Below are 24687 nucleotides of genomic sequence, written 5' to 3' on the forward strand. Positions count from 1 at the left end.
CGGGCTGTTTTGACAGTGTGCAATAACCTTACCGTGAAGATAATATATTGCCTTTGGTTGTTTATTGAAAAATAAGATGAATATAATCTGGTTTTATAATTCTCCTTTTTCTATACTGGCTGCGTAAACAGCGATAGGTGTAATCGTTTTTTAGATACTCTTAAGGATACATTTTTCGTGAGAGTTGAAAATGAACGCCATCCTTTATTTCCGTCCAGTTACCTCCCCACTCAACATCAACATTCAACTCACGGGCCGCCTGAAACACAGCTGTTGCAATTGTCTGGTAATGTTTAAACTCCCATGACGCCGTACCATTGATAACTGCGAATATATCAACGGCATGCCCCGTTAAATGTCTGCTTTTCGACGTTAATGATTTTCCTGATGCCAGTAGCTCAAGTTGCCGTTTTTGGGTTCTTAACCCTTCTGAAATACCGAAATCAATCGGTGATAATTTCAATGCTTTTCTCATTACATCAGAAAGATCCTTATGTACACCTTTAAGATTCCTTTCAGTAGTCTTACTGAATTCATGATTTATCATTATTCTCTCCAGAGATTTTCTTCCAGTAATAATTAAGGGCGACAACGCCCATTGCACCTGATATACCACTAACCGCAAGCGAAGTATGAAATACTGTTCCGAGACTTTGTGACATCAATCCAGCAAGTAAGCCGGTAAATCCTGACACGATAATTTGTGCCAATGCCGCGAATAAATTTCTTCCCGACTGACCAGACTTAACGTCAAGGAGATATCTAACAAGACCTCCCCATGCGCCGAATAATATTATGTAGATCCAGCTAAAAAATGCATTTGATGATGGGTCTTTCCATGGCAAAACAATTACCTCCATAGATTTTTTAAGTAAAAAATTTTACCGCATGATGAGATTACTTTTTCGTAAAAAGCTATATGCATGTGCTATGCAGTAAATAATAAACGTTGAGCAACCCTGTTTCGTGATGGATGTCACACGGAATGCAATTAATAGATTTTGTCGATCAATTTTGGTGAAATGATAGTTATGTATTATTGATGGTGAAGATTATATTTAGTAGTGGAATACATAAGAGAGAGCAGGGGGAGAGGGGGTAACCCGATAGTGCGAGGACTACCGGGTTGGGGGTGGGAATTATGCTGTAACCGTAACGCTCTGTCCTTCAAAGCTCACGGTCTGACCTGCGACAATCTTACAGCGCTTGCGGGTTTCCACCGCGCCGTCGACTTTGACCAGCCCATCCGCGATCGCGATTTTCGCCTGCGCGCCACTTTCGCTCCAGCCTTCCAGCTTGAGCAGATCGCACAGCTCAACGTGCGGGTGTTTACCTAAAGAAAAATTGGCCATTTTTACGCGTCCTCTACGTCGTGATACTCCTCGCACGCCTGCAAGGTATTCTGAATCAATGTTGCTACGGTCATCGGGCCAACACCGCCCGGTACTGGGGTGATGTAAGACGCACGCGCTGCGGCATCTTCGTAAACCACGTCGCCGACAACCTTGCCGCTTTCCAGACGGTTAATTCCGACGTCCACGACAATCGCACCCTCTTTAATCCACTCACCTGGAATAAAGCCTGGTTTACCCACTGCGACGATCAGCAGATCGGCGTTTTCTACGTGGTGACGCAGGTTTTTGGTGAAGCGGTGGGTCACGGTGGTGGTGCAGCCAGCCAGCAGCAACTCCATGCTCATCGGGCGGCCAACGATGTTGGATGCACCAATGACAACGGCGTTCAGGCCGTAGGTGTCGATGTTGTAGCGCTCCAGCAACGTGACGATCCCGCGAGGGGTGCACGGACGCAGGCGCGGTGCACGCTGGCACAGGCGACCCACGTTATACGGGTGGAAACCGTCGACATCTTTGTCTGGTGCAATACGCTCCAGCACCTTCACGTTGTCGATGCCCGCAGGCAGCGGCAACTGAACCAGAATGCCGTCGATTGCTTTATCGGCATTCAGGGTGTCAATCAGCTCAAGCAGTTCTGCTTCGCTGGTGGTTTCGGGCAGATCGTAGGAGCGGGAGACAAAACCCACTTCTTCACACGCTTTGCGCTTGCTGCCGACATAAATCTGCGATGCCGGGTTGCTACCAACCAGCACAACAGCCAACCCTGGGGCTCGTTTTCCGGCCGCTCTGCGCGCCTTCACTTTTTCCGCAACCTCAGAGCGCACCTGCTGCGCAATCGTTTTACCGTCAATAATCTTTGCTGCCATCAGAGAGAAGATTCCGTCTGTAACGTTTGAAAGGGGGATTGCCTATATTTTGTCAGAAGCGAGCGCCGCTGTCAGTCACCCTTTGCGAGATTTCCACAACTGGCTGCAAAACCCCTGGTTTTGACATGGTCAATTTCCTAGGCGGGATTAGGATGTGGCCTGGTGAAATGGCAGCGTTTTGACATATTTTAATATTCGTTCCTGAGCTACTTTGTCTCCTCCGAAATAAGCTTTCAATTAATCGATTGAACGTATTTCTTATTCCCGGTTTTTCGCGGGAAGGGTTATTTACATTTTAAAGGAATAGACATGAAATTCAGCAATATTGCATCTACCGTTGTTGCCGCTCTGGCCCTGGTCGCGGGTGCCGCTCATGCAGAAGATACTACTACGCCCGTTTCCGTTAATGGCGGTACCGTGCATTTTAAAGGTGAATTAGTGAATGCCGCGTGCTCTGTTAATACGGCATCTTCTGAACAGACGGTTAATCTGGGTCAGTACCGTACCGCGAAATTCACCAAAGTGGGCGACACGACCTCCAATATTCCATTCACTATCGAACTGAATGATTGTGATCCACTGGTAGCAAAAACTGCCGCTGTTGCTTTCACCGGTCAGATTGATGCGACCGATAAAACCCTGCTGGCGGTATCCTCTGGCAGCAACGACAACGCCGCGAAAGGCGTGGGTATCGAGATCCTCGACAGCAAATCCAGCACGCTGACACCGGATGGCGCGACCTTCTCTGCCGCACAGAACCTGATTGAAGGCACCAACACCCTGAACTTCACCGCGCGTTATAAATCCACGGCGGCAACTGCCGAGCCAGGCCAGGCGAACGCGGACGCCACTTTCGTAATGAAATACGAATAATTCCTCTGCACAGGGATGTTTAGGCCTCAGGGATGAGGCCCGTCATACGCTAATGCCAGGAACGAAGGATGACAAGGATCGGGAAACTGCTGCTAGCCCTTACGATGGCTCAACCAGTATTCGCACATACCGTAGTGATCGACGGCGGCAAGGTTCACATCAGAGGTGAGCTGGTCAACGGTGGGTGCGCCGTGGCTCCTGACAGCCAGAGTATGCGTATCGATATGGGGCAGTACCGGACCAATTCCTTTTCCGGCGTGGGCAGCTTTTCAACGGTCAACGTACCTTTTACCGTACGGCTGCTGGACTGCAGCGTGGATGTCTCGCGCACCGTAGGGATCCAGTTCCAGGGCGTCACGCCGGCGGAAGATCCACAGGTTTTTCTGGCGACATCACGGCCTGGTGAAACGCCCGTGAGCAGCGGTGTTGGGTTGGCACTTTTTGACGAACAGCAACGCCAGATTATCCCGAACGCGACGGCGGTCAGCTGGTTGCCCATCAATACCCAGGAGCTCGCGTTTCATTTTAGCGCCCGCTATCGGGCTATTTCCGAACACCTCGTGCCAGGCAATATTCAGTCAGATGTCTGGTTCACGTTGATTTATCCATAACGCCTTCTACGCCTGCGAACATATTATTAAAGGTATTGTTGTGATGAACTCCCTAATTAAGCCAGGACTGATTATATCTTTTATTTTGCTGATGGTTTCTGCTTCCGCCAGTGCCTCCGGTGGTATTGCACTGGGGGCCACGCGCGTGATTTATCCGGCAGACGCGAAACAAACTTCGCTGGCGATCACCAACAGCAATAAGCAAGAGCGCTATTTAATTAATGCGTGGATTGAGAATGCTAATGGGCAAAAGGAAAAAACCTTTGCCGTCACGCCACCCTTGTTTGTCAGCGAGCCGGACAGCGAGAACACATTGCGCATTATTTATGCCGGTCCGGCGTTGCCCACTGACCGTGAATCGCTCTTCTTTATGAACGTGAAGGCGATCCCGTCAGTGAGTAAAACGAAAATGGAGGACAACAACGTCCTCCAGCTGGCGATTTTGTCGCGCATCAAGCTGTTCGTACGCCCGAATAAACTGGCGATGCAGCCGGAAGAAGCGTTGTCTCAACTGCGCTTTGAGCGTGTCGGCAACCACCTTAAGGTGAGTAATGCCTCGCCATATTACATCACGCTGGTCAACCTGAAGCTGGGCGGTAAGGCTCTGGACAACCTGATGATTGCGCCTAAAAACTCGGCGCAGCAGGTGCTGCCGGATGCGGCAAGCGGCACGCTTTCCTGGCAGAGCGTGAATGACTACGGCGCGATTACGCCGGCGCGCAGCGTCAATCTGTGATCAGAGACAGGGCGATGAACAATCACCACGGGCGTTACTGCCCGGTAGCACTGGCGCTGATGGCAGCGCTCTGGCCGCAAACTGGCTGGAGCGAAAGCTACTTCAACCCCGCATTTCTCTCCGACGACACCGCTAACGTGGCGGATTTATCGCGTTTTGAACAAGGACACCAGCAGGCTCCAGGCATCTATCGCGTGGATCTCTGGCGTAATGATGAGTTTATTGCCACTCAGGATGTGCGCTTTGAGCAGGCGACTGATGATACGTCACCGGTTGCGGGTGGGCTAACGCCGTGCATCACGCGCGCGATGCTGGACCGATTTGGCGTCAATATTGCGGCGTTTCCTGAGCTGGCAAACACCAGGGGCGACACCTGTATCCCACTGAAGGCGGCTATTCCCGGCAGCGTGGTGGCGTTCAATTTTGCCTCGCAGCGCCTTAATATCAGCCTGCCGCAGGTGGCAATGCAGAACAGCGCCCGCGGCTACATTCCCCCCGAACAGTGGGATGAAGGCATCCCTGCCGCACTGTTGAATTACAGCTTCACCGGCAACCGGGGGAGCGAGGACGACAGCTATTACCTGAACCTGCAAAGCGGGCTGAACTATGGTGCCTGGCGGTTACGCAATAATGGCGCATGGCGTTACACGCAAAACAACGGACAGCGGAACAGCAGCTGGCAGAATATTGGTACCTGGGCGCAGCGCACCGTGATCCCACTCAAAAGCGAGCTGGTACTGGGCGACAGCAATACCGGGAATGATGTTTTCGACAGCGTTGGTTTTCGCGGCGGGCGACTCTACTCCTCCGACAATATGTACCCGGACAGTCTGCAAGGCTACGCGCCAACCGTGCGCGGTATCGCCCGCACGCCAGCAAAAGTGGTCGTTCGTCAGAACGGTTATGTCATTTATCAGAGCTATGTTCAGTCCGGTGCGTTTGCTATTACCGATCTGAACCCGACCTCCTCAAGCGGTGACCTGGAGGTGACGGTCGAAGAGAAGGATGGTAGCCAGCAACGCTATACCGTGCCGTACTCCACCGTGCCATTGCTACAACGTGAGGGACGCTGGAAATATGACCTGGTGGCGGGGGACTACCGCAGCGGTAATAGCGAGCAGGATACGCCGTTCTTCACTCAGGGCACGTTGATTGCCGGCATAGCCGATGGCTACACGCTTTACGGTGGTACACAGCTGGCGTCGCGCTATACCGCGCTGGCCATCGGTGCCGGGAAAAACCTCGGTGACTGGGGCGCGGTTTCCCTCGATCTCACCCACGCCCGCAGCCAGCTCGCGGACGACAGCCGCCATGAAGGCCAGTCGCTGCGTTTCCTCTACGCGAAGTCACTTAACGGATTCGGAACCAACTTCCAGCTGCTGGGCTATCGCTACTCCACGAAAGGGTTCTATACCCTGGACGATGTGGCCTGGCGCTCAATGGAAGGTTATCAGTATGGCGATAGCCAGGATGATGACGGCGTGCCGGATGTACAGAGTTATCACAACCTGACGTGGAATAAGAAAGGGCGTTTCCAGCTCAATATTTCCCAGTCGCTGGGGGATTACGGTTCGGTGTATCTCTCTGGCAGCCAGCAGAGCTACTGGGGAACCAGCGAGTCGAACGTCTGGTATCAGCTGGGTTACGCGGGCGGCGTGCAGGGGATCAACTACTCCGTGTCCTGGTCGTGGAACAAGTCCGTGGGGATCGACGGTACGGACAGGATCGCGTCGTTTAACGTCTCTGTGCCGTTCAGTCTGTTTACCCGCCACGGTTATCGCCGCGATAACGCGATCGACAGAGCCTACGCCACGGCGTCAGCAAGCCGTAATAGCGACGGTGACACCAACTGGCAGACCGGGGTCAGCGGGACGCTGCTTGACGATCGTAACCTGAACTACAGCGTCACGCAGGGGCACACCAGTAATAACGGTGCAAGCGGCAGTGCCAGTGCCAACTGGCAGGCGACCTACGGTACGCTGGGCGCGGGGTATAACTACTCGCGCGATCAGCACGATCTCAACTGGCAGCTTTCTGGTGGCGTGGTGGGCCATGCCGATGGCATAACCTTCAGCCAGCCACTGGGTGATACCAACGTGTTGATCAAAGCTCCAGGGGCAACAGGCGTCAGCGTGGAAAACCAGACCGGGGTGAAAACGGACTGGCGGGGTTATGCGGTGATGCCGTATGCCACGGTCTACCGTTACAACCGCGTAGCGCTGGATACCAACACCATGAGTAACAACACCGACATCGAAAACAACGTGAGCAGCGTGGTACCGACCAAAGGCGCGCTGGTGCGTGCCAGCTTCGATACCCGCATTGGCGTGCGCGCTTTGCTGACGGTGAAGCGCGGTAACCAGCCGGTACCGTTTGGTGCCGTAGTGCGCGAAACCCAAAGCGGCGTGACCAGCATGGTGGGAGATGACGGACAAATTTATTTAAGCGGGCTACCGCTGGAAGGTGAACTGTTGATCCAGTGGGGCAACGGGATGCAGTCCCAGTGTCGTGCGCACTATCGCTTACCGCCTGAAAGCCAGAGCCAGGCCATTACCCTGGCGGGGGCAAGCTGTGATCGCTAACAGGAACCCAATGATGAACATTTTCCGCAACGTAGCCGGTGTTGCCCTGCTGTGTGGCGCGCTGCCCGCGTGGGCGACGGTGTGCCAGAATTCGAATGGCGTCGCGAAGGACATCTCGTATGACCTCTCAAACGTTTTTAACAGCTCCAACAACAAACCGGGCCAAATTATCACCCTGGCGCAAAAATCCGGGATGGTGGGGGTCAGCGCGATTTGCCCGAAGGGAACCACCGGAAAATCGACTATGCGTAGTTATGTCACCGATCTACCTGTTACGACGGAGATCGACAGCTATAAGTATGTGCAGCTCAACGACTACCTTGACGGTGCAATGCAGATCCACGATGACTTCGCAGGCACGTTCTACCCGCCAGCAAGTTATATCCAGATGGGGCAGCACCCCAACGTGCCGAACAACAAGGCATTTCCGGTCACAGATTCAAAGCTGGTCTTTCGCCTGAGGGTGACGCGGCGGTTTATCAACATGGTGGTGATCCCACAGCAGACCATGTTCCGGGTGTATGTCACCACCACGTCGTCCGATCCGCTTAACACGCCGGTGTATACCATCAGCTACAGCGGGACGATTCAGGTTCCGCAAAGCTGTGAGGTTAATGCCGGCAGGGTCGTCGAGTTTGATTTTGGCGACATTGGAGCCTCACTGTTCAGTCAGGCCGGAGCTGGAAACCGCCCTCAGAAGGTTTCGCCACAAACTAAAACCATCGCCATCAAATGCACCAACGTAGAGGCTAATGCTTACCTGACGATGCGAATCGAAGCCGAAAAAGTCTCTGGTAATGCGCTGGTATCGGATAACGCCGATCTGGGGTTTGTGGTTGCTAACGAAAGTGGTACACCGCTCATCCCCAACAACCTGACCAGCAAAATACCGTTCCGTCTGGATGATAGCGCCCAGGCACAGGTGGCGATCCGCGCCTGGCCGGTCAGCATCACAGGTAACAAGCCTAAGGAAGGACGTTTCTCCTCTCGCGGTTATCTGCGCGTGGATTACGATTAAGGAGACGAGATGAACATCTGGAGTCGATCCCTTGCGGCGCTGGTGCTGTTAGTGCTTAACACACACGTGCAGGCTGTCACCGCGCTGGGGGAAATCAATATCGAGTTGTATGGCAACATCGTCGATTTCACCTGCGTGGCAGAAGGCAGTGACAGCGATAAAACCGTCACGCTGGGTACCTGGCCGACAAAACAACTCAGTACGGCGGGAAGCCGGACGCAGCCCGTTCCGTTTACGCTGAAACTGACCGGATGCCCGCCGGGTTCAGCATCCATCACCTTTTCGGGTAAAGCTGAAGGAAGCGATAATAGTCTGCTGGCGCTGAATGATGCCAGTGCAGCCCGCAATGTTGCCGTGGAGATCCGCGACAGAGATAAAACTCGCCTGGCATTGCAGCAGGCCAGTCAGGCGGTTGCCGTTGATGCCGGGGGAAATGCAGAGTTGTCATTTTATGCTAATTATATTGCCACGGCAGATAACCCGCAGCCAGGTAGAGCCGATGCGGATGCTACTTTTATGATTAATTATAATTAGAACTGACCGCACTCCCTGCAACTCATATAAGTTGCAGGGAGTGAATTCAGATTACAGCAATTCGTGCGCTTTGGCATAATCAATTAATTCAACAATGCTCTGTACCCCGAGCTTGGAATAGATATTCGATTTATGTGCGCTGATTGTTTTGTTGCTCAATAATAGTTGTTCCGCAATCTCCTTATTTGATAATCCATTGGCCAGATAACGCAGGACGGTGACCTCGCGATTTGACAATGGCATATCAACCGCTGATCCAGTTCGTGAGCCAAGATGATTTATAAAACTCAGCGTCTCCGAAGGGAAGAATGAATAGCCGGTAAGTATCATATTAACCGCATTGTAGATCTCACCTAAATCTTTTCGTTTGCTGACAAACCCATTTGCGCCTGCGCGAATGGCGCGTCCGGCATAAAAAGCCTCTGATTTAGAAGACAAAAAAAGCACCTTTATGTCTTTGTTGATGTTCCTGATTCTCTTCAGTAATGAGAACCCATCTGTTCCTGTCATTTCGATGTCGAGAATCACCAGATCGATGGGATGGTTACGTATGCAGTCAAGCACTTCGTGACTATCGCCAGACTTGAGTTTAACGACGATGTTTTTATTTTTCTGTAGCAGGACTTCTATCGACATTCTGACAATAGGGTGTTCGTCCATAATGATAACGGATGCCGGTTTCATTTTTTATGCCTCAGATTGTTAAAAGCGTTATGCTGAGTTTTGTTAAAACTCTCGAAAAGCCGGAAGGATAATTGTGCAGATCCTTATACGGTGGTATTTCCCTGGAGAGAGCGAAAGCATCCTTGTTAACGTAGTGATGGAATCAATGCCGCAGTGCGGTTATCTCATTTTACTGATGATCGCAAAATGAATTTTCTTATTCATGTCTGTAACTCTCCTTATTATACCGTTTAAGCTTTCTCCGAAAAGCCTGTAAATCAATTTCTGCTTATTTGTGAATATTATCTGCTGGATCTTAAGGCCTGGTATTTTAATTTTAGCGGAAATGCCCTGGTATCCCATTTACTGCAAACATTCGTCTTTATGTAATAACAAAAAATAAAAGATATCACTATATGTTGATCAAATGTTAACTAAAAGGGTGTGGGAATAACCTGTCTCTTCGCCGTTTACACAGCAAGAATTCGCCCGATTCTGGCATGATACCTTCATTTGAAAGCCTGTGAGCATCACCTTAAAAAATCTGTCCTGACACAGCAGGATATGCTGTATTGAGGGCTTCTGGTTCCCTGCACGTGCAATCAAATTGCTTGTTTTTACATCGTTATCTTCTTTTTAACGTTATTGCTTAAACCTTATCACACGGATGAAAGCACTGCCTGTGTCGGTTTTATCAGCATTTCACTTCATTGAAGTGGATAAATTAGGAATAGTTTTAAATTCGACTTAATTGTTAATTTTTAACATAAAAATAACAAATCTTGTAAGTAATTTCTTAAAGGTGTTTAGGAATTAATGGGTTAGTAAGGGCGTTAAAACGTGATGTCTGAAAGGTTATTGAGAAGATGCAGCAGCTCCTGACGATGATTTAGCCCAAGCTTCGTCAGGATACAACTAAGGCGATAAATGATGCGGTTATAAGGGCGGTTGTGCAGGTGTGCAATATGCCGTAACGAGTTACCGCGCGACAGATCCTGTAAAACAGGCCACTCATCGCGAGAGAACCACTCTTTTCTGTTGCGCGGCAGAAATGAGGTTTCCAGCAGGTATTGCTGCATAGCCGGTGGAGAAAGCTGGCGCTCCAGCACATGAAAAGGGCCAGCAGCTTTACAAAAAAGTCGGGCGTCATAATCATCAGCCCGAATTAACAGATGGGGCGCGAGGAATGGCGGGTACAGGCTGTGTCTTCTTAGCCGATCCAGCAGGTCAATAAGCGTTGAAGCCCGGCTGTCGATATCCACGACAAGCCGCGCTGAAGGCCAGTGGTTAAGAGCACTGAGGGCCGCTTCCAGCGTGTCATAGTCACAGCAGTTGCTAAGGGGAAACTGCCCGTTGAGGAACCCCGAACGAAGAAAATTATCCTGTGTGACCAGAATGATAAAGGGGGCGTCGGTTTTGCGAGTCTGGTTGATAGACTGGCTCAAAAATTCGAGGCGATCGAAGAAGGGGGGAGCAAATGCCGAGTGCGTAAATCCCAGTGCATCACTTCCTGTACGACGCCGCCTGTAACGGCGCACTGTCATTCGTATAGCTTCCCTCCCGGCGATGACCGCTTACTCTTCTGGCCATGTCCAGGATGGCCAGTAATATCCCTGACCTAATCCCGCGCCTGCCTGTAGGGCACAGGCATGATCCCTGTCTGTCTCAATGCCTTCGATAAGGACATTTTCGGCAATTTTCGAACAGAGAGAGACCAGTTGCGATAGCGCCGGAGTGGCTCGTAAACGCCAGAACGCGATCTTATCGATTTTTACCCCGGTTAACGGCAGGTGACAGGATAAAAATGATTTCACCGATGCTTCATTTACGTCATCCAGCCAGATGCGGTGACCCTGCATCGTCAGCTCCTGCAGGCGACAGGTGACGCGTGCGCGAAGCGCCACAGGCAGCAAGAAAAAGCCCGCCGGGTCGACAATCTCAATGTTCAGCGGCGGGCTTTGCAACTGTAGTAAACGCTGAAACGTTGCCGGCGTGGTTAATACCGTTATCGGCAGATTGATAAAAAGGTTGTTACCGGGTAAGGCGTTTTTTAGCGTGGCGAGTTGCGCTTCGAGCAGCATCATTGCCTGGTCAGCGGATTGATCGCGAAAATAATGTTCACTGTGCTGATGTGATGACAATATGCTGAGCACCTCGTTACCCACGGTGCGCGAAGAGGAGAGGGCGACGACGGGTTCAAGTTTAATGCCGATAATGTCCTGAGAAATGCGTTGTAATCGGGGGGGCGTATACGTCAGGTTTTGCGTTGTCACTCCATTATCCTGTTGTTGATCAGCCTCCAGGCGGCCGGGATACCTCATACCAGTGTGCCGGGGCGACGCGCAGGAAAACAGCAGGCGTTACTTAAATGCGGCTAAGTCTTTTCGCAGCGGTAAAACGGGAGGGATATACCCATAAATGTTGAAAAAACAGCCGTATTTACAACCGGCTAGTCGTTATTGGAAGAGAAGACGGTAAAGGCATTGACTCAGCTGTCATTGACCGTATAATTCCACGCGTTTCACCACCACGAAGTTCACTCTTCTCCGTGCGCCCTTAGCTCAGTTGGATAGAGCAACGGCCTTCTAAGCCGTAGGTCGTAGGTTCGAATCCTACAGGGCGTGCCATTCAATACCTTCGCTCATCGTCACGTCATCCTTTCAGCCTTCCCGGTTATCTGTCTGTTGCTTAAATAATCTGAAATAACCCTGGCGTCAGCTAATCAGCCGTCTTTTTCAGATTTAAGGTTTTCCTAATCTTCTGTTGAGTGATGATTTATTATCAGTTTTTTATCATTCTAAACTCTGCGATAAAGAAATTTTACACTTTTACGCTTAAACTGGATTGATACTAATTATCATTAGCGTTTTTGTGTGCTTTAATCCTTACCCGCAAAGCCATTCGTTGTTATTTACTTTGGTCTATTAAGGATATTTTTATGAATTCTCGCGTATTGTCATGCTTTTCGCTTGCACTGTTGTCTTCATCAATTTTCCTTTCCACACAGTCAGTTGCGGCTGATAACAACGAAGGCATCGTTGTTTACAACGCGCAGCATGAAAATCTGGTGAAGTCATGGGTTGATGGCTTTACGAAAGAAACCGGGATTAAAGTCACACTGCGTAATGGCGATGACAGCGAGCTGGGCAATCAGCTGGTTCAGGAAGGCAGCGCTTCACCTGCGGACGTGTTTCTGACGGAAAACTCTCCGTCGATGGTGTTGGTTGATAATGCAAAACTGTTTGCACCCTTAGAGGTTGACACCTTAAAGCAGGTACCAGCGGAGTTTCGACCAGCGCATGGCCGCTGGATCGGTATTGCCGCGCGTAGCACGGTATTTGTTTATAACCCGGCAAAGCTGAGCGAGCAGCAGTTGCCGAAATCGCTGATGGATCTGGCAAAACCTGAGTGGAAAGGACGCTGGGCGGCATCTCCGTCAGGCGCTGATTTCCAGGCAATCGTCAGTGCGATGCTGGCGCTGAAAGGTGAGCAAGCCACGCTGGAATGGCTCAAAGCGATGAAAGCCAATTTTGTTGCCTACAAAGGTAACAGCACCGTGATGAAAGCCGTTAACGCCGGTCAGATTGATGGCGGGGTGATTTATCACTACTACCGTTTTGTTGATCAATCCAAAACGGGTGAAAACAGCAAAAACACCAAACTCTACTACTTCAAACACCAGGATCCTGGCGCGTTTGTCAGCCTCTCTGGCGGCGGTGTACTGGCTTCCAGCAAACATAAAGAACAGGCTCAGGCGTTCATTAAGTGGATCACCGGTAAAGAAGGCCAGGAACAGTTGCGTACCAACAATGCCTTTGAATATGCCGTGGGTGTGAATGCCGCTTCTAACCCGAAACTGGTTCCGCTGAATGCGCTCGATGCGCCAAAAGTTGAACCTTCAACGCTCAACAGTAAAAAAGTTATCGAGCTGATGACACAAGCCGGTCTGCTGTGATCCTGAGAGTAAAGTGAACGTCTTATGTCTGGTCTGAGTCTCGACATCGGTAAAAACGGGGTGCGGGAGCCTGTCCGCAGGCGTCCTGCGCTGCCGATGGTAGCGTTAGCTATATTGTTTTCATTAATGGCGCTTTTGCCTTTGGGTTTTATCATTGCCATTGGCATTGAGACGGGCTGGGAAAGCATTAAGGTTCTGGTATTCCGTCCACGTGTTGCTGAGTTGCTCAGCAACACGCTGTGGCTAACGGCGCTCGCGGTTCCATTGTGCATTGTGCTTGGCGTGGCAATCGCCTGGCTGACAGAACGCACGACGCTTGCTGGCCGGGGAATATGGTCTGCGCTGGCGGTCGCACCGCTGGCGATCCCCGCATTTGTGCAAAGCTATGCCTGGGTGAGCGTTGTTCCCTCCATGCACGGCCTTTCTGCGGGCGTGTTTCTCTCCGTTTTAGCTTACTACCCGTTTATCTATATGCCGGTTGCGGCGGTGCTGCGCCGTCTCGACCCCACGCTTGAAGATGTGGCTGCTTCGCTCGGTACACCGCCGTGGCGGGTCTTTTTCCGCGTGGTGTTACCGCAGCTCAAACTCGCTATCTGCGGCGGTGCGCTGCTGGTGGCGCTGCATCTGCTGGCGGAGTATGGCCTGTATGTGATGATCCGCTTTGACACCTTTACAACGGCGATTTATGACCAGTTTCAGTCAACGTTCAGCGGCCCTGCGGCTAACATGCTGGCGGGGGTGCTGGCATTGTGCTGTCTGGCCATTTTAGTGCTGGAAGGGGTCACGCGCGGTAAAGCACGTTACGCGCGTATTGGTGCCGGTGCCGCCCGTGAACAAAAACGCTGGCCACTGAAACCTGCTGCGGCTGCGCTGGGTCAGATGTTGTTCCTTTTACTGGTCGTCCTGGCTCTGGGCGTCCCGTTAGGTGTGCTCTGCCGCTGGATATGGCTTGGCGGTGTACAAAACTGGATGAGTGCTGACCTCTGGCATTCGTTGCGTCAGACGCTGATGCTGGGCGTGGGCGGTGCGTTGCTGACCACCACGTGCGTGATCCCCATTGCCTGGCTCGGTATTCGCTACCCGCGCCGCATCTTCCGGATGCTGGAAGGGTGCATCTACATCACCAGCTCGCTGCCAGGTATTGTGACCGCCCTTGCGCTGGTCACGGTTACCATCCATTACGCCCGGCCTATCTACCAGACGGAAATTACGCTGTTCCTCGCCTATCTGCTGATGTTTATGCCTCGCGCGCTGATTAACCTGCGGGCCGGGATGGCTCAGGCTCCGGTAGAGCTGGAAAACGTGGCGCGCAGTCTTGGCAGCACGCCAGCGAAGGCGCTGTGGAGTGTCACTATGCGGCTGGCTGCACCGGGTGCGGCGGCGGGGGCGGCTCTGGTCTTCCTCGGCGTCAGCAACGAATTGACCGCCACGCTGCTGCTGTCACCGCTCGGGACACGTACGCTTTCCACCGGTTTCTGGGCGCTGACCAGCGAGATCGATTATGTTGCTGCTGCGCCTTACGCCATGCTGATGATCCTTATCTCACTGCCGCTGACCGCGATCCTTTACATGCAGTCTAAAAAAATTGCAGGGCTATGACATGCTTGAATTAACGTCCATTTCTAAATCGTTTTCCGATGTGCGGGTGCTCGACAGTTTAAACCTGAGCGTTGCGCCGGGAAGCAGGACAGCGATTGTCGGGCCGTCAGGGTCGGGTAAAACCACACTGCTGCGTATTCTGGCCGGGTTTGAAACGCCGGATGCCGGGCGCATTGTGATGCAGGGCCGCACGCTGTTCGATGAAGACAATTTTATCCCCGCTCACCAGCGCGGTATCGGTTTTGTTCCCCAGGAAGGGGCGCTGTTTCCACACCTTAATGTGGCAGACAATATCGCCTGGGGCTTAGACGGTACCCGCCACGAGAAACGGGCGCGCGTAGAAGCGTTGATGGAGATGGTATCACTGGACAGGAAGCTTGCGACACACTGGCCGCATGAGATTTCCGGTGGACAGCAACAGCGTGTGGCACTTGCCCGTGCGCTGGCACAGCGTCCTTCATTGATGCTGCTCGACGAACCGTTCTCTGCTCTGGATACCGGTCTGCGCGCGATGACGCGCAAGGCAACCGCCGATCTGCTGGCGGAAGCGGGTGTGGCCTCTATTCTGGTGACCCACGATCAAAACGAAGCGTTGTCATTTGCCACCCAGGTTGCCGTGATGCGATCCGGGCGTTTCACGCAGGTTGGCACACCGTTTGAGGTCTACACCCAGCCGGTGGATGAAGAGACTGCGCTGTTTCTTGGCGATGCGTTGATCTTGCCTGCCCAGCTTGCCGCCGGGCGTGCAGTATGTGCGTTGGGTGAGATACGTACGGACAACGCGTATGCGGCAGGCGAGGGCAAGGTGATGCTACGTCCTGAACAGATGCGGGTCACGGCGTGTTCACCACATGAAAGCCCGCTCTCGATTATCGATGTGGATTTCACCGGGCATTTGTCCGTCCTCACGCTTGCGTTAGCCGGGCAAAAGGAACCGCTGGTTCTGAAAACCGTCAGCCAGCCAGGCTGGAACCCGGGGGCGGCAGTGCGTATTGATATCACCGGTAACGCCCGCGTATTTTAAGATTTACCGTATCTGACTTAATGACCCCCCAGCCAACGGGGGGTTAATACACTCATTATCGCCACCGCATGCAACGTCGTTCCCCGCTGCTTTTCTTGCTACCACCAGCATGAAGTGTTAAAACGTGCCCCTTCTAAAAAAGAGACAGGGGTAGGACGTGAAAGACGCGTCATCCGCTTCAGGCAACGGTAGTTCTGAAGCCTCGTCGGAGCACAATCCGACGCTGCAACGTGGTTTGCAAAATCGACATATTCAGTTAATCGCCCTGGGCGGCGCTATCGGTACCGGGCTGTTTCTGGGTATCGGCCCCGCCATTCAGATGGCTGGCCCGGCGGTACTGCTGGGTTACGGCATCGCCGGGGTCATTGCCTTTCTGATCATGCGCCAGCTCGGCGAGATGGTCGTCGAAGAGCCGGTGTCAGGCTCGTTCGCTCACTTTGCTTATAAATACTGGGGCCCGTTTGCCGGCTTCCTCTCCGGCTGGAACTACTGGGTGATGTTTGTACTGGTCGGGATGGCAGAGCTGACTGCGGCAGGCATCTATATGCAGTACTGGCTCCCGGACGTACCGACCTGGGTCTGGGCAGCGGCCTTCTTTATTATCATCAACGCCATTAACCTCGTGAACGTGCGCCTGTATGGCGAAACCGAGTTCTGGTTTGCGCTCATCAAGGTGCTGGCAATCATCGGTATGATTGGCTTTGGCCTCTGGCTGCTGTTCTCCGGTCATGGCGGCGAGCGTGCGACCATCGATAACCTGTGGCAGCACGGCGGCTTCCTGGCAACGGGCTGGAAGGGGCTGATCCTGTCGCTGGCGGTGATTATGTTCTCCTTCGGCGGGCTGGAGCTGATTGGTATCACCGCTGCTGAAGCGCGCGATCCGCATAAAAGCATCCCGAAAGCGGTCAACCAGGTGGTGTACCGGATCCTGCTGTTCTACATCGGTTCGCTGGTGGTTTTGCTGGCGCTCTACCCGTGGGTGGAAGTGAAATCCGACAGCAGTCCGTTCGTGATGATTTTCCACGATCTGAACAGCAACGTCGTGGCCTCCGCGCTGAACTTCGTGATCCTGGTGGCATCGCTGTCGGTCTACAACAGCGGCGTATATTCTAACAGCCGCATGTTGTTTGGGCTCTCCGTGCAGGGTAACGCGCCGAAGTTTCTGACCCGCGTCAGCCATCGCGGCGTGCCGGTGAACTCGCTGCTGCTTTCCGGAGCCATCACGTCGCTGGTGGTGTTGATCAACTACCTGCTGCCGAAAGAGGCCTTTGGTCTGCTGATGGCGCTGGTTGTTGCCACACTGCTGCTGAACTGGATCATGATCTGCCTCGCGCACCTGCGCTTTCGCGCGGCGATGCGCCGCAAAGGGCGGGAGACACAGTTTAAAGCGCTGCTGTACCCGGCGGGGAACTACATCTGCATCGCCTTCCTGGCAATGATCCTTGTGCTGATGTGTACCATCGACGACATGCGCCTGTCAGCGCTGCTGCTACCGGTGTGGGTGATCTTCCTGTTTGCGGCATTTAAACTTTCCCGTAAGAAGTAGGGCCCTTTTCGCCCGGTGGCGAAGAGAGTGCCGGGCTTATTTCGTGGCCTGGCAGGTCTTCACCACCGGCAGGCACAGGTGGTGACGCATACACAGCGTCACCAGTGCCAGCCCTGCCATCATGGTGGCTTCTACCGCCAGAAAAACATTTATCGCCTGGGTATAATCACCGTGATGGTTTTGCAGCGCATGCAGCAAAATCGCCCCGAAAATAGCCGGGCCAAGCCCCAGCGCAGCCTGCTGTAGCGTGCTTAAAATCGCGCTCGCGGCTCCCGCGTCATCAGGCTGAATATCGCGCATACCCATGCGATAGAAGCTGTTCACAATTAATGCCTGGCCGTAGCCGACCAGCCCGGTCGCCGGAGCCAGCGTCAGGGCAGTGTTGTTCATCCCCCAGAAATGGAACGTCACAATCAGTGCCAGCAGCCCGGTTATCTGGATCGCCAGCCCGGTCAGCAGAATGGTACTGGTGCTGTAGCGGGCAATCAGGCGCGGGGCAAACCACGCAGAAATAAAGTAGGTCACACCGAGCGCGATAAAACTGTTCCCGGACTGCCAGGGGGCCATGCCCAGACCGGTTTGCATGGTCAGCGCCATACAGAACATAAACCCGGACCAGACGCTGAAAAAGAGCACCGCAATCAGCACCCCAAAGCGAATACTGCGAAGCTGCATCAGGCGTGGTGGGATCAACGGATGCGCGTTCTCCCGTTCTTTCTGGCGCGCATTCATCACCATAAAAAAGGTGAGCGGGATGATGGCGAGCAATGCGGCTTTCAGCGGCCATGACCAGTGCCACTGTGGGCCAAGCGCCATCGGGAACAGCAGGCAGCAGAGAATCGTCGCCAGCAGCACAGTGCCCGTCCAGTCAATGCGCGATGGCGTTTCACGACGGGTTTCTGGCACGTAACGACGGCTCAGCGCCAGCACCACCAGACAAATTGGCACGTTAATAAAAAACGCGTTACGCCAGCCCAGCCCGGCGATATCCGCGGATACCAGCCAGCCGCCGCCCATCTGCCCGACGATAAAGGCGATGCCGCCTATGCCGCCAAACAGGCTAATGGCTTTGGCATGGGCGGTGCCTTTTAGCGTGACGTGCAGCGTGGCGAGGATCTGCGGCATGATCAGCGCCGCGCCTGCACCCTGAACAATACGCGCGGCAAGCAGCTGTTCAATGTTGCCCGCCATCCCGCACAGCAGCGAGGCGAGGCCGAAGCCCGCCACGCCCCACATAAACAGACGACGGCGGCCCAGGTTATCGCCCAGCTTGCTGCCGGGTGCCAGACAGACGGCAAAAGCCACGCCGTAGAGGGCGACGATCAGCTCCAGCCCGGTGGCGGTGGCGTGTAACGAATGGGTTATTGAATCCAGCGCTACGTTCGTAATTGACGTATCGATAAGCGGCAGCATCTGGCCGGTTAACAGCAATATCAGGCCTGCGCGACCCGGTGAAACAACTGACGTATTCATGGTGACTCCATTGCGTCATTCAGCAGATGGTCGTAGCATCGGTGATCTCATAAACGGGTACCAGTTCTTACTTATACTGGTACTGGCACTACCATGCAGGGGGATTTATGGCGCTGATGTCTGAACCCGTCATCTCACTTCAGGATGACACCCGAAAACAGCTGGGGGCATTTTTACGCGCACGGCGAGAAAGCCTCGATCCCCAGCGTCTCGGCTTGCCACGGAGTGGCCGTCGCCGCACACCGGGGCTGCGTCGTGAAGAGGTGGCCTTTCTGGCAGATGTGGGCGTCACCTGGTACACCTGGCTGGAGCAGGGCAGGGATGTGAATCCATCTACAGCGGTGATGGCCGCAATAGCCAAAGCGCTGCAGTGTACCCCGACTGAAACCCGACACCTGTTTGTACTGGCTGGTCTGCCGCCGGGTGAAGCGCCGCAGGCGGCCTGCTGTGAGAGCATCAGCGAAGGCACGCGCCGGTTGCTTGATACGCTGATGCCAAAGCCTGCCAGCATTCAGAAACCGAATTTTGATATTGTGGCGTGGAACGACAGTTTCGGTCATCTGATGGGCGTCGACTTTAACGCCATCCCGCCAGAAGATCGCAACTGCATTTATCTTTTTCTGACGCATCCGGCGTGGCGCGCCCGTCTGGGCAAACGTGATGACGTACTGCCGATTTTTGTCTCCTATTTCCGCGCGGCGATGGCCGAACACCGGGGCGATCCACTCTGGGAAGCCAAACTGGCACGTTTCTTTGCGGTGTCTGAGGAGTTTAAAACCCTGTGGCACCAGCGCAACGATGTTCGCGGTGTGGAAAATCAGCTGAAGCTGTTCGCGCATCCTGAGCTGGGAAATTTTACTCTGCAGCAAATGTACTGGTACTCTGCTCCGCGCAACGGGTCGCGGCTGCTGGTGTATTTGCCAGTGGATGAGGCGGGGGAAAGGGCGATGACGTGGCTGGCAGAACAGGCTGTTATACTCAATTAACATCTGACTTTTCAGGGAGTGAATATGAACGTTACCCGCAAACAGGAACGCCTCCTTCACCGTGCGCTTAGCGAGTGGGAGCAGGAAGGGGCATTAACCCCCGAGGAACGCCAGCGTCTGGCCGGTACGCTGCAGCGCGTGACCCTGGACTGGCAACGCCTCAGCCGTTATGCCTTCTGGACGGCGCTGGCCTGCGTCATCATTGCTATTGGCAGTCTGTTTTCCGACAGCGAACTGATGGCGCGTATCATTGAATTCTTTGCATTCTCCTCCCTCGCCCGTATCGGGCTGCCCGCGCTGGTGGCGGTATTATTCTACCTGTGGGGGTTCAGCCGTCAGCGGCGAGAAACGCAGTGGTACTACAGCACTGAAGCGATCCTGTTCCTCGGCGTATTCTTTACGGCGATTGCTCTCTGGCAGCTTGGTGAACGGCTCGATAACGGCAGCGGCCACATTGCCCCGCTGTTCCTGGCGGGCTGCGCCGTTTATGGTCTGGTGGGCTTTTTTGGGCGTTCCGGGTTAGTGTGGCTGTTCTTTTTACTCTCGCTCGGTAACTGGTTTGGGGCACAGACGGGGTATATGTCCGGCTGGGGCGCTTACTGGCTGGGGATGAACTACCCGGTGCGGTTTATCTTCTTCGGGGGCGCGCTGCTGGCGCTGTGCTGGGTGCTGCGCGCAATGTTACAGGCGCGACATCTCTATACCACCAGTAAAGCGATGGGCCTGACGTATCTCTTTGTTGCCCTGTGGATCATGTCGATTTTTGGTAATTACGATATCGATAACTGGTACAGCATCACTCAGGCATCGCTTCTGCCGTGGGCGCTGCTGTTCGCCGTGGCGGCGGCAATTTGTATCTACATCAGCCTGAAAACCGACGACGGCATGTTGCGTGGCTTTGGTCTGACGTTCCTCGCCATTAACCTCTACACCCGCTACTTCGAATACTTCTGGGATGGGATGAACAAGGTCGTGTTTTTCCTGATTCTGGCGGCGTCGCTGGCGGTGATAGGCCGTTATGCGGAGAAAATCTGGCACGCCGGAAGTACGGCCAGATAAGTTTTTTGCGAAGGGCTTTCAGGGAATCAACAGGTATTCGGTTTAGCCTGGATAAAACAGGTAAGGTGAATCACGAAAGGCAAAATTAGCCTTTAATGCAAATTGCCTTACATGCTAATATCATCAGGGATGAAAAAACCGTGTTCAGACTCATCGTTCATCAGGCAGTCAGAGAAGAGAGCCTCTCTTTGCCTGCAGGGGTACAAGCGAAGTTGATTCGCCAGCTTGATAAATTACGCAATAACCCAACCGTACTACGGGCTCCCGACAGCAAACCATTGTCATATGGCTTGTTTGAAATACGCACCGTCGGGCTAATCCATAGCCGCGGGATATACGTTTATCAGCGGGATAAGACGATTTATCTCTTGCGCGTATTTATCAAAAAAACGCAGAAAACACCTTCTGTGGAGATCCGTCTGGCACTGAAACGACAACAGGAGATGTTGGATGAGCAAGAAGATCATTGACTGGGATGAGTTGAGAGCAGAGTTGTTAAGTGACTCTGATGTAAAGGCTGCTTTTGACGCAGAAGAACGTAAGGAGCGCTTACGCGAGATGCTGGCGCAATGGCGAAATCATGCCGGTCTTACGCGTGCGCAGGTGGCGGAGCGAATGGGCGTCAGTGCGCCAACCGTATCCCGAATGGAAGCCAATATTACGCGGGCAAGTCTCGACACGTTAACGCGTTATGCGCTGGTGTGTGGAGTCAAACATCCGCAAATCATACTGTATTGAAATCTGGCACGCCGGAACCCGGCGTACCAGCAGTGATTAGCACTCCGTCACGACGGTGCTCAGCGGCAGGCGAGATTTCGGCAGGGATGCGTTGAAATCTTCCACGCTATGGTGCCCAACCGGTACCACCACCAGGCTGGTGTAGCCTTTCTCTTTCAGGCCAAATTCTTCGTCGAGGATCGCGGCGTCAAAGCCTTCAATCGGCACAGCATCCAGGCCCATTGCGCCCACGCCCAACAGGAAGTTACCGACATTCAGGTAAACCTGTTTTGCCATCCACTGGTCGTCATCTTTCAGATCAACACGGTGAATGTCGGCGAAGTAGTGGCGACCTTTGTTGTTAGCGGCTTTTGCTTCCGGGTTCGCAAAACGGCCGTCGGCATCTTCCTGATCGACCACGCGCTCCAGCCAGGCATCGTCCATTGCGGTTTTCGCGCAGAAGACCACGACGTGAGAAGCATCCAGCATTTTACGTTCGTTGAACACGTAAGTACCGGCCGCAGATTTTGCCACACGCGCTTTACCTTCCCCGGTGCTGGCTACAATAAAGTGCCACGGCTGAGAGTTGGTGCTGGATGGGCTGTACTGCAGCAGGGTTTTGATTTTTTCCGCTTCTTCGGCGGTCAGTTTTTTGCTTGCGTCGAACGCCTTGGTGGAATGGCGCTTCAGGGCGACAGAAATAATATCCATTACAACTCCTGGTGGTTACATTCGCCCCACAGGGGCGTGAAAGGAGAGCAGATTACAGGGCGAAACGGAAAAAGATAAGTGCGATTCGAGCGCTTATACTGTTCGTCTCAGACGAACAATCAGGTCGGACGGATCCACTTCTGATCTTTTTTCGGCAGTTTATCGACAATCAGGTTCCACGAGTCAGCCACCAGATCGGCCACCAGTTCTGGCGCAATGTCTTCTCCGCCATAGAGTGAGATCCAGTGCTTTTTATTCAGATGATAGCCAGGCTCAACCCCGCGGTAGATTTGCTGATTTAACAGGGATTTTTCCGGTTCGGACTTCAGGCTGATATGAGGCCGCCCGTGGGCGACCGCGACAATCATGAAAATCTTACCGCCGACTTTAAACACATCAAATTCCGGGCCAAACGGCCAGCACTGTTCGGTAAAGGGCATTTCCAGTGCCACGCGTTTTGCGTGTTCCTGCAGTGATTTACTGTCCATTAACGTCCTCAATGGCAAGTGCGCGCCACATGGCTTCAAAACCGAGGGATTTAAAATCCCCTGCGCGAGACGGATCGCGGGTGGCGAATTCCATCGTGCTTTCGGCCAGCGATAAGAACAGCGCATCGCCAAACGTTTTAAATTCATCCGACATAAACACCGGGCGCACCGAACGGCGGCACAGCTCATGGAGTTCCGGGAACATCTCTTTCACCGCCAGTTCCGTTTCGGCGCTCAACTTTTCACTGACGCCAATCTGGCGGATAGCCGCATGAGCAACGGGGTTACGAATCCCCCAGTCCACATAGCTGTTCCAGATATTGCGGGTATGTTCTTTAGGCAGCGTGATGGTGCGATCGAGGTTCTCCAGCATGGTCTGGCAGAGATCCTGCTTCAGGTGCAAATAGAGGGCATTCAGCAGATCGTCTTTCGTAGCAAAGTAACGGAACAGTGTGCCTTCAGCAACGCCCGCGTTACGGGCAATTAACGCCGTTGAGGCGGCAATCCCTGACTGTGCAAATGCAGCGGTTGCTGCTTCCAGTAAGGCCTGTTTTTTATCTTCACTCTTCGGACGTGCCACTAAATTTTTCCTCCTGTCAATTGTAAAAGCCATGATTGAAACACGTGCTCTGCCACGCTGCAACGCGGAATGTCAAAGATCGAAAACGTCTTGACGACTTTATCAGCATATCTATAATGAGTGCTTACTCACTCATAATCAAGCTCAACCCGCGCAAACCATCGGAAGGGGCGCGTATTCGGGTCAGGATATGAAAAGTCTCTCTATCTGCGTGGTGTTTGTCATGATTATTGCTTCAGCTGCGAGTTTACCTTTTGTCCTGAACGCCGGATTTGGCCAGCCACCGCAGGGTGAGCAGCTCCCGGAAGTGGAGGCTTCTCCACAGTACCGAGACGGACGATTCCGCAATACGCTCCCTACGCCGGGTTATAACGGCGACAAAAATATGCTGGTGGCGATGTGGGAGTTCCTGACCAAAAAAACCGAAAACGCCCGTCCTGCTCAGCCATTGCCGCTGGTGAAAACCGATCTCGCGGGTTTGCCTCTGGAGCAAGACACTCTGGTGTGGCTTGGTCACTCCTCCTGGTATATGCAACTGGCGGGAAAACGTATCCTGATCGATCCGGTGCTCGGTGATTACGCCGCGCCGTTCTCATTCCTCAATAAAGCCTTCGCGGGTGAGTATCCGTGGAACGCGGGCAGTATGCCGGAGGTCGATCTGCTGATTATCTCGCACGATCACTATGACCATCTGGATCACGCCACCATCAGGGCATTACTGCCAAAAGTGAAGCAGGTGGTCACCCCGCTGGGTGTGGGTTCTCATCTGCGCTACTGGGGTATGAAGGCAGAGATTATTGATGAGCGCGACTGGAACCAGTCCGTGCATATCAGTGATGAACTGACGGTGCATGTGCTACCGGCGCGTCACTTCTCTGGACGTGGCATTAAGCGTGACCAGACGCTGTGGGGTAGCTTTATGTTCGTCACGCCAGAGCAGAAGGTTTACTACAGCGGGGATTCCGGTTACGGCCCGCACTTCAGGGCTATCGGTGAACAGTTTGGCGAGGTGGATTTAGCCATCATGGAAAACGGCCAGTACGACCAGGACTGGAAGCACATCCACATGCTGCCGGATGAAACCGCGCAGGCCTCGGCGGATCTCAATGCTAAAGCCGTGGTACCGGGACATAACGGGCGCTTTGTGCTGGCGAAACACACCTGGAACGACCCGTTGATCCAGCTGGCAAAAGCCAGCGCGGACAAAAATTATCGGCTGCTGACACCGGAACTGGGCGAGCCTGTCCGGGTGAGTGATACCACCCAGCAATTTCGCGTGTGGTGGGAATAATGATTAATTGTGGAGCAGAG

The 24687-nt window shown here is 53.3% G+C and carries 26 protein-coding genes and 1 tRNA gene; 16 read left to right on the top strand and 11 right to left on the bottom strand.

The window, feature by feature from the left end; translation table 11 throughout:
- Positions 1–160: 160 nt before the first annotated feature.
- The 4 genes from ACJ9N4_RS13220 to folD all read right to left on the bottom strand — a co-directional run bounded on the left by ACJ9N4_RS13220 (position 161) and on the right by folD (position 2221).
- Positions 161–547 (bottom strand): M15 family metallopeptidase, encoded by a 387-nt coding sequence (locus tag ACJ9N4_RS13220; protein WP_182274016.1) that lies wholly within the window; start codon positions 545–547, stop codon positions 161–163.
- Positions 534–860, bottom strand: coding sequence for a phage holin family protein (locus ACJ9N4_RS13225; protein WP_411500538.1), 327 nt, complete (start codon positions 858–860; stop codon positions 534–536). Before ACJ9N4_RS13225 ends, ACJ9N4_RS13220 begins: the two co-directional genes overlap by 14 nt.
- A 279-nt stretch (positions 861–1139) precedes the next feature.
- Positions 1140–1352: a ribosome-associated protein YbcJ gene (ybcJ, locus tag ACJ9N4_RS13230; protein ID WP_004858878.1), complete on the bottom strand. Its 213-nt coding sequence runs from the start codon at positions 1350–1352 to the stop codon at positions 1140–1142.
- A 2-nt stretch (positions 1353–1354) separates the two neighbouring features.
- Positions 1355–2221 carry a bifunctional methylenetetrahydrofolate dehydrogenase/methenyltetrahydrofolate cyclohydrolase FolD gene (folD, locus tag ACJ9N4_RS13235; RefSeq protein ID WP_182274018.1) on the bottom strand — a complete coding sequence of 289 codons (867 nt, stop codon included), beginning with the start codon at positions 2219–2221 and terminating at the stop codon, positions 1355–1357.
- Positions 2222–2530: 309 nt separating this feature from the next.
- Between folD and fimA the strand changes: the two genes are divergently transcribed.
- The 6 genes from fimA to sfmF all read left to right on the top strand — a co-directional run bounded on the left by fimA (position 2531) and on the right by sfmF (position 8575).
- Positions 2531–3094 carry a type 1 fimbrial major subunit FimA gene (fimA, locus tag ACJ9N4_RS13240; protein WP_182274019.1) on the top strand — a complete coding sequence of 188 codons (564 nt, stop codon included), beginning with the start codon at positions 2531–2533 and terminating at the stop codon, positions 3092–3094.
- 68 nt (positions 3095–3162) lie between these two features.
- Complete coding sequence (gene fimI, locus ACJ9N4_RS13245; protein WP_182274020.1) at positions 3163–3705, top strand: type 1 fimbrial protein subunit FimI; 543 nt, start codon at positions 3163–3165, stop codon at positions 3703–3705.
- 43 nt (positions 3706–3748) lie between these two features.
- Complete coding sequence (gene fimC / locus ACJ9N4_RS13250; protein ID WP_411500564.1) at positions 3749–4441, top strand: type 1 fimbria chaperone FimC; 693 nt, start codon at positions 3749–3751, stop codon at positions 4439–4441.
- Positions 4442–4455: 14 nt separating this feature from the next.
- Positions 4456–7023 (top strand): fimbrial biogenesis usher protein, encoded by a 2568-nt coding sequence (locus ACJ9N4_RS13255; protein ID WP_411500539.1) that lies wholly within the window; start codon positions 4456–4458, stop codon positions 7021–7023.
- A gap of 13 nt (positions 7024–7036) precedes the next feature.
- A complete protein-coding gene (fimH, locus tag ACJ9N4_RS13260; RefSeq protein ID WP_182274632.1) occupies positions 7037–8041 on the top strand; it encodes a type 1 fimbria D-mannose specific adhesin FimH in 1005 nt (334 codons plus the stop codon).
- Between the two features lie 9 nt (positions 8042–8050).
- Complete coding sequence (gene sfmF / locus ACJ9N4_RS13265) at positions 8051–8575, top strand: fimbria assembly protein (RefSeq protein WP_182274023.1); 525 nt, start codon at positions 8051–8053, stop codon at positions 8573–8575.
- 51 nt (positions 8576–8626) lie between these two features.
- Here sfmF and fimZ read toward each other — a convergent pair whose 3' ends face one another.
- The 3 genes from fimZ to ACJ9N4_RS13280 all read right to left on the bottom strand — a co-directional run bounded on the left by fimZ (position 8627) and on the right by ACJ9N4_RS13280 (position 11511).
- Positions 8627–9259, bottom strand: coding sequence for a fimbria biosynthesis transcriptional regulator FimZ (gene fimZ / locus ACJ9N4_RS13270; protein ID WP_411500540.1), 633 nt, complete (start codon positions 9257–9259; stop codon positions 8627–8629).
- Positions 9260–10071: 812 nt separating this feature from the next.
- Positions 10072–10788, bottom strand: a complete 717-nt coding sequence (locus ACJ9N4_RS13275; RefSeq protein ID WP_182274633.1) for a response regulator transcription factor — start codon at positions 10786–10788, stop codon at positions 10072–10074.
- A gap of 24 nt (positions 10789–10812) precedes the next feature.
- Complete coding sequence (locus tag ACJ9N4_RS13280; RefSeq protein ID WP_411500541.1) at positions 10813–11511, bottom strand: EAL domain-containing protein; 699 nt, start codon at positions 11509–11511, stop codon at positions 10813–10815.
- 277 nt (positions 11512–11788) lie between these two features.
- Here ACJ9N4_RS13280 and ACJ9N4_RS13285 point away from each other — a divergent pair.
- The 5 genes from ACJ9N4_RS13285 (at position 11789) to pheP (ending at position 17362) form a co-directional block, all read left to right on the top strand.
- Positions 11789–11865, top strand: a tRNA-Arg gene (locus ACJ9N4_RS13285).
- Positions 11866–12176: 311 nt separating this feature from the next.
- Positions 12177–13193, top strand: a complete 1017-nt coding sequence (locus ACJ9N4_RS13290) for an iron ABC transporter substrate-binding protein (RefSeq protein ID WP_182919540.1) — start codon at positions 12177–12179, stop codon at positions 13191–13193.
- A gap of 24 nt (positions 13194–13217) precedes the next feature.
- Positions 13218–14792: an ABC transporter permease gene (locus tag ACJ9N4_RS13295; RefSeq protein WP_182919541.1), complete on the top strand. Its 1575-nt coding sequence runs from the start codon at positions 13218–13220 to the stop codon at positions 14790–14792.
- Position 14793: 1 nt separating this feature from the next.
- Complete coding sequence (locus tag ACJ9N4_RS13300; RefSeq protein ID WP_182274027.1) at positions 14794–15816, top strand: ABC transporter ATP-binding protein; 1023 nt, start codon at positions 14794–14796, stop codon at positions 15814–15816.
- Between the two features lie 157 nt (positions 15817–15973).
- Complete coding sequence (gene pheP / locus ACJ9N4_RS13305) at positions 15974–17362, top strand: phenylalanine transporter (protein WP_411500542.1); 1389 nt, start codon at positions 15974–15976, stop codon at positions 17360–17362.
- A gap of 36 nt (positions 17363–17398) precedes the next feature.
- On the opposite strand, the gene ACJ9N4_RS13310 is transcribed toward pheP, so the two are convergent.
- On the bottom strand, positions 17399–18835 hold the full coding sequence (locus ACJ9N4_RS13310) for an MFS transporter (RefSeq protein WP_395122260.1): 1437 nt from the start codon (positions 18833–18835) through the stop codon (positions 17399–17401).
- A gap of 107 nt (positions 18836–18942) precedes the next feature.
- Between ACJ9N4_RS13310 and ACJ9N4_RS13315 the strand changes: the two genes are divergently transcribed.
- From ACJ9N4_RS13315 to ACJ9N4_RS13330, 4 genes are all read left to right on the top strand, one after another.
- Positions 18943–19821: a helix-turn-helix transcriptional regulator gene (locus ACJ9N4_RS13315; protein WP_182919544.1), complete on the top strand. Its 879-nt coding sequence runs from the start codon at positions 18943–18945 to the stop codon at positions 19819–19821.
- 24 nt (positions 19822–19845) lie between these two features.
- Positions 19846–20880: a DUF2157 domain-containing protein gene (locus ACJ9N4_RS13320; RefSeq protein ID WP_411500543.1), complete on the top strand. Its 1035-nt coding sequence runs from the start codon at positions 19846–19848 to the stop codon at positions 20878–20880.
- A gap of 140 nt (positions 20881–21020) precedes the next feature.
- Positions 21021–21350, top strand: a complete 330-nt coding sequence (locus tag ACJ9N4_RS13325) for a type II toxin-antitoxin system RelE/ParE family toxin (RefSeq protein ID WP_196391352.1) — start codon at positions 21021–21023, stop codon at positions 21348–21350.
- Positions 21331–21618, top strand: coding sequence for a helix-turn-helix domain-containing protein (locus tag ACJ9N4_RS13330; protein ID WP_182274032.1), 288 nt, complete (start codon positions 21331–21333; stop codon positions 21616–21618). The genes ACJ9N4_RS13325 and ACJ9N4_RS13330 overlap by 20 nt, the downstream gene beginning before the upstream one ends.
- Positions 21619–21654: 36 nt before the next feature.
- Here ACJ9N4_RS13330 and nfsB read toward each other — a convergent pair whose 3' ends face one another.
- From nfsB to ACJ9N4_RS13345, 3 genes are all read right to left on the bottom strand, one after another.
- Positions 21655–22308, bottom strand: coding sequence for an oxygen-insensitive NAD(P)H nitroreductase (gene nfsB / locus ACJ9N4_RS13335; RefSeq protein WP_182919548.1), 654 nt, complete (start codon positions 22306–22308; stop codon positions 21655–21657).
- Positions 22309–22427: 119 nt separating this feature from the next.
- A complete protein-coding gene (locus ACJ9N4_RS13340; protein WP_411500544.1) occupies positions 22428–22796 on the bottom strand; it encodes an MmcQ/YjbR family DNA-binding protein in 369 nt (122 codons plus the stop codon).
- Entirely contained in the window at positions 22786–23376 is a 591-nt protein-coding gene (locus ACJ9N4_RS13345; protein ID WP_182274035.1) for a TetR/AcrR family transcriptional regulator, read from the bottom strand. Before ACJ9N4_RS13345 ends, ACJ9N4_RS13340 begins: the two co-directional genes overlap by 11 nt.
- A 190-nt stretch (positions 23377–23566) precedes the next feature.
- Here ACJ9N4_RS13345 and ACJ9N4_RS13350 point away from each other — a divergent pair, with 190 nt between their 5' ends.
- A complete protein-coding gene (locus ACJ9N4_RS13350) occupies positions 23567–24667 on the top strand; it encodes an MBL fold metallo-hydrolase (RefSeq protein WP_411500545.1) in 1101 nt (366 codons plus the stop codon).
- The last annotated feature ends 20 nt before the right edge of the window (positions 24668–24687 follow it).

Source organism: Enterobacter sp. LM3 (assembly GCF_046622475.1).
GTDB classification, from domain to species: domain Bacteria; phylum Pseudomonadota; class Gammaproteobacteria; order Enterobacterales; family Enterobacteriaceae; genus Enterobacter; species Enterobacter cloacae_P.

What these genes read in the sequence shown, in the direction of transcription:
- ACJ9N4_RS13220 (WP_182274016.1), bottom strand. Translation starts at nt 547, where the DNA reads ATGATAAATCATGAATTCAGTAAGACTACTGAAAGGAATCTTAAAGGT.
- ACJ9N4_RS13225 (WP_411500538.1), bottom strand. Translation starts at nt 860, where the DNA reads ATGGAGGTAATTGTTTTGCCATGGAAAGACCCATCATCAAATGCATTT.
- ybcJ (WP_004858878.1), bottom strand. Translation starts at nt 1,352, where the DNA reads ATGGCCAATTTTTCTTTAGGTAAACACCCGCACGTTGAGCTGTGCGAT.
- folD (WP_182274018.1), bottom strand. Translation starts at nt 2,221, where the DNA reads ATGGCAGCAAAGATTATTGACGGTAAAACGATTGCGCAGCAGGTGCGC.
- fimA (WP_182274019.1), top strand. Translation starts at nt 2,531, where the DNA reads ATGAAATTCAGCAATATTGCATCTACCGTTGTTGCCGCTCTGGCCCTG.
- fimI (WP_182274020.1), top strand. Translation starts at nt 3,163, where the DNA reads ATGACAAGGATCGGGAAACTGCTGCTAGCCCTTACGATGGCTCAACCA.
- fimC (WP_411500564.1), top strand. Translation starts at nt 3,749, where the DNA reads ATGAACTCCCTAATTAAGCCAGGACTGATTATATCTTTTATTTTGCTG.
- ACJ9N4_RS13255 (WP_411500539.1), top strand. Translation starts at nt 4,456, where the DNA reads ATGAACAATCACCACGGGCGTTACTGCCCGGTAGCACTGGCGCTGATG.
- fimH (WP_182274632.1), top strand. Translation starts at nt 7,037, where the DNA reads ATGAACATTTTCCGCAACGTAGCCGGTGTTGCCCTGCTGTGTGGCGCG.
- sfmF (WP_182274023.1), top strand. Translation starts at nt 8,051, where the DNA reads ATGAACATCTGGAGTCGATCCCTTGCGGCGCTGGTGCTGTTAGTGCTT.
- fimZ (WP_411500540.1), bottom strand. Translation starts at nt 9,259, where the DNA reads ATGAAACCGGCATCCGTTATCATTATGGACGAACACCCTATTGTCAGA.
- ACJ9N4_RS13290 (WP_182919540.1), top strand. Translation starts at nt 12,177, where the DNA reads ATGAATTCTCGCGTATTGTCATGCTTTTCGCTTGCACTGTTGTCTTCA.
- ACJ9N4_RS13295 (WP_182919541.1), top strand. Translation starts at nt 13,218, where the DNA reads ATGTCTGGTCTGAGTCTCGACATCGGTAAAAACGGGGTGCGGGAGCCT.
- ACJ9N4_RS13300 (WP_182274027.1), top strand. Translation starts at nt 14,794, where the DNA reads ATGCTTGAATTAACGTCCATTTCTAAATCGTTTTCCGATGTGCGGGTG.
- ACJ9N4_RS13310 (WP_395122260.1), bottom strand. Translation starts at nt 18,835, where the DNA reads ATGAATACGTCAGTTGTTTCACCGGGTCGCGCAGGCCTGATATTGCTG.
- ACJ9N4_RS13315 (WP_182919544.1), top strand. Translation starts at nt 18,943, where the DNA reads ATGGCGCTGATGTCTGAACCCGTCATCTCACTTCAGGATGACACCCGA.
- ACJ9N4_RS13320 (WP_411500543.1), top strand. Translation starts at nt 19,846, where the DNA reads ATGAACGTTACCCGCAAACAGGAACGCCTCCTTCACCGTGCGCTTAGC.
- ACJ9N4_RS13330 (WP_182274032.1), top strand. Translation starts at nt 21,331, where the DNA reads ATGAGCAAGAAGATCATTGACTGGGATGAGTTGAGAGCAGAGTTGTTA.
- nfsB (WP_182919548.1), bottom strand. Translation starts at nt 22,308, where the DNA reads ATGGATATTATTTCTGTCGCCCTGAAGCGCCATTCCACCAAGGCGTTC.
- ACJ9N4_RS13340 (WP_411500544.1), bottom strand. Translation starts at nt 22,796, where the DNA reads ATGGACAGTAAATCACTGCAGGAACACGCAAAACGCGTGGCACTGGAA.
- ACJ9N4_RS13350 (WP_411500545.1), top strand. Translation starts at nt 23,567, where the DNA reads ATGAAAAGTCTCTCTATCTGCGTGGTGTTTGTCATGATTATTGCTTCA.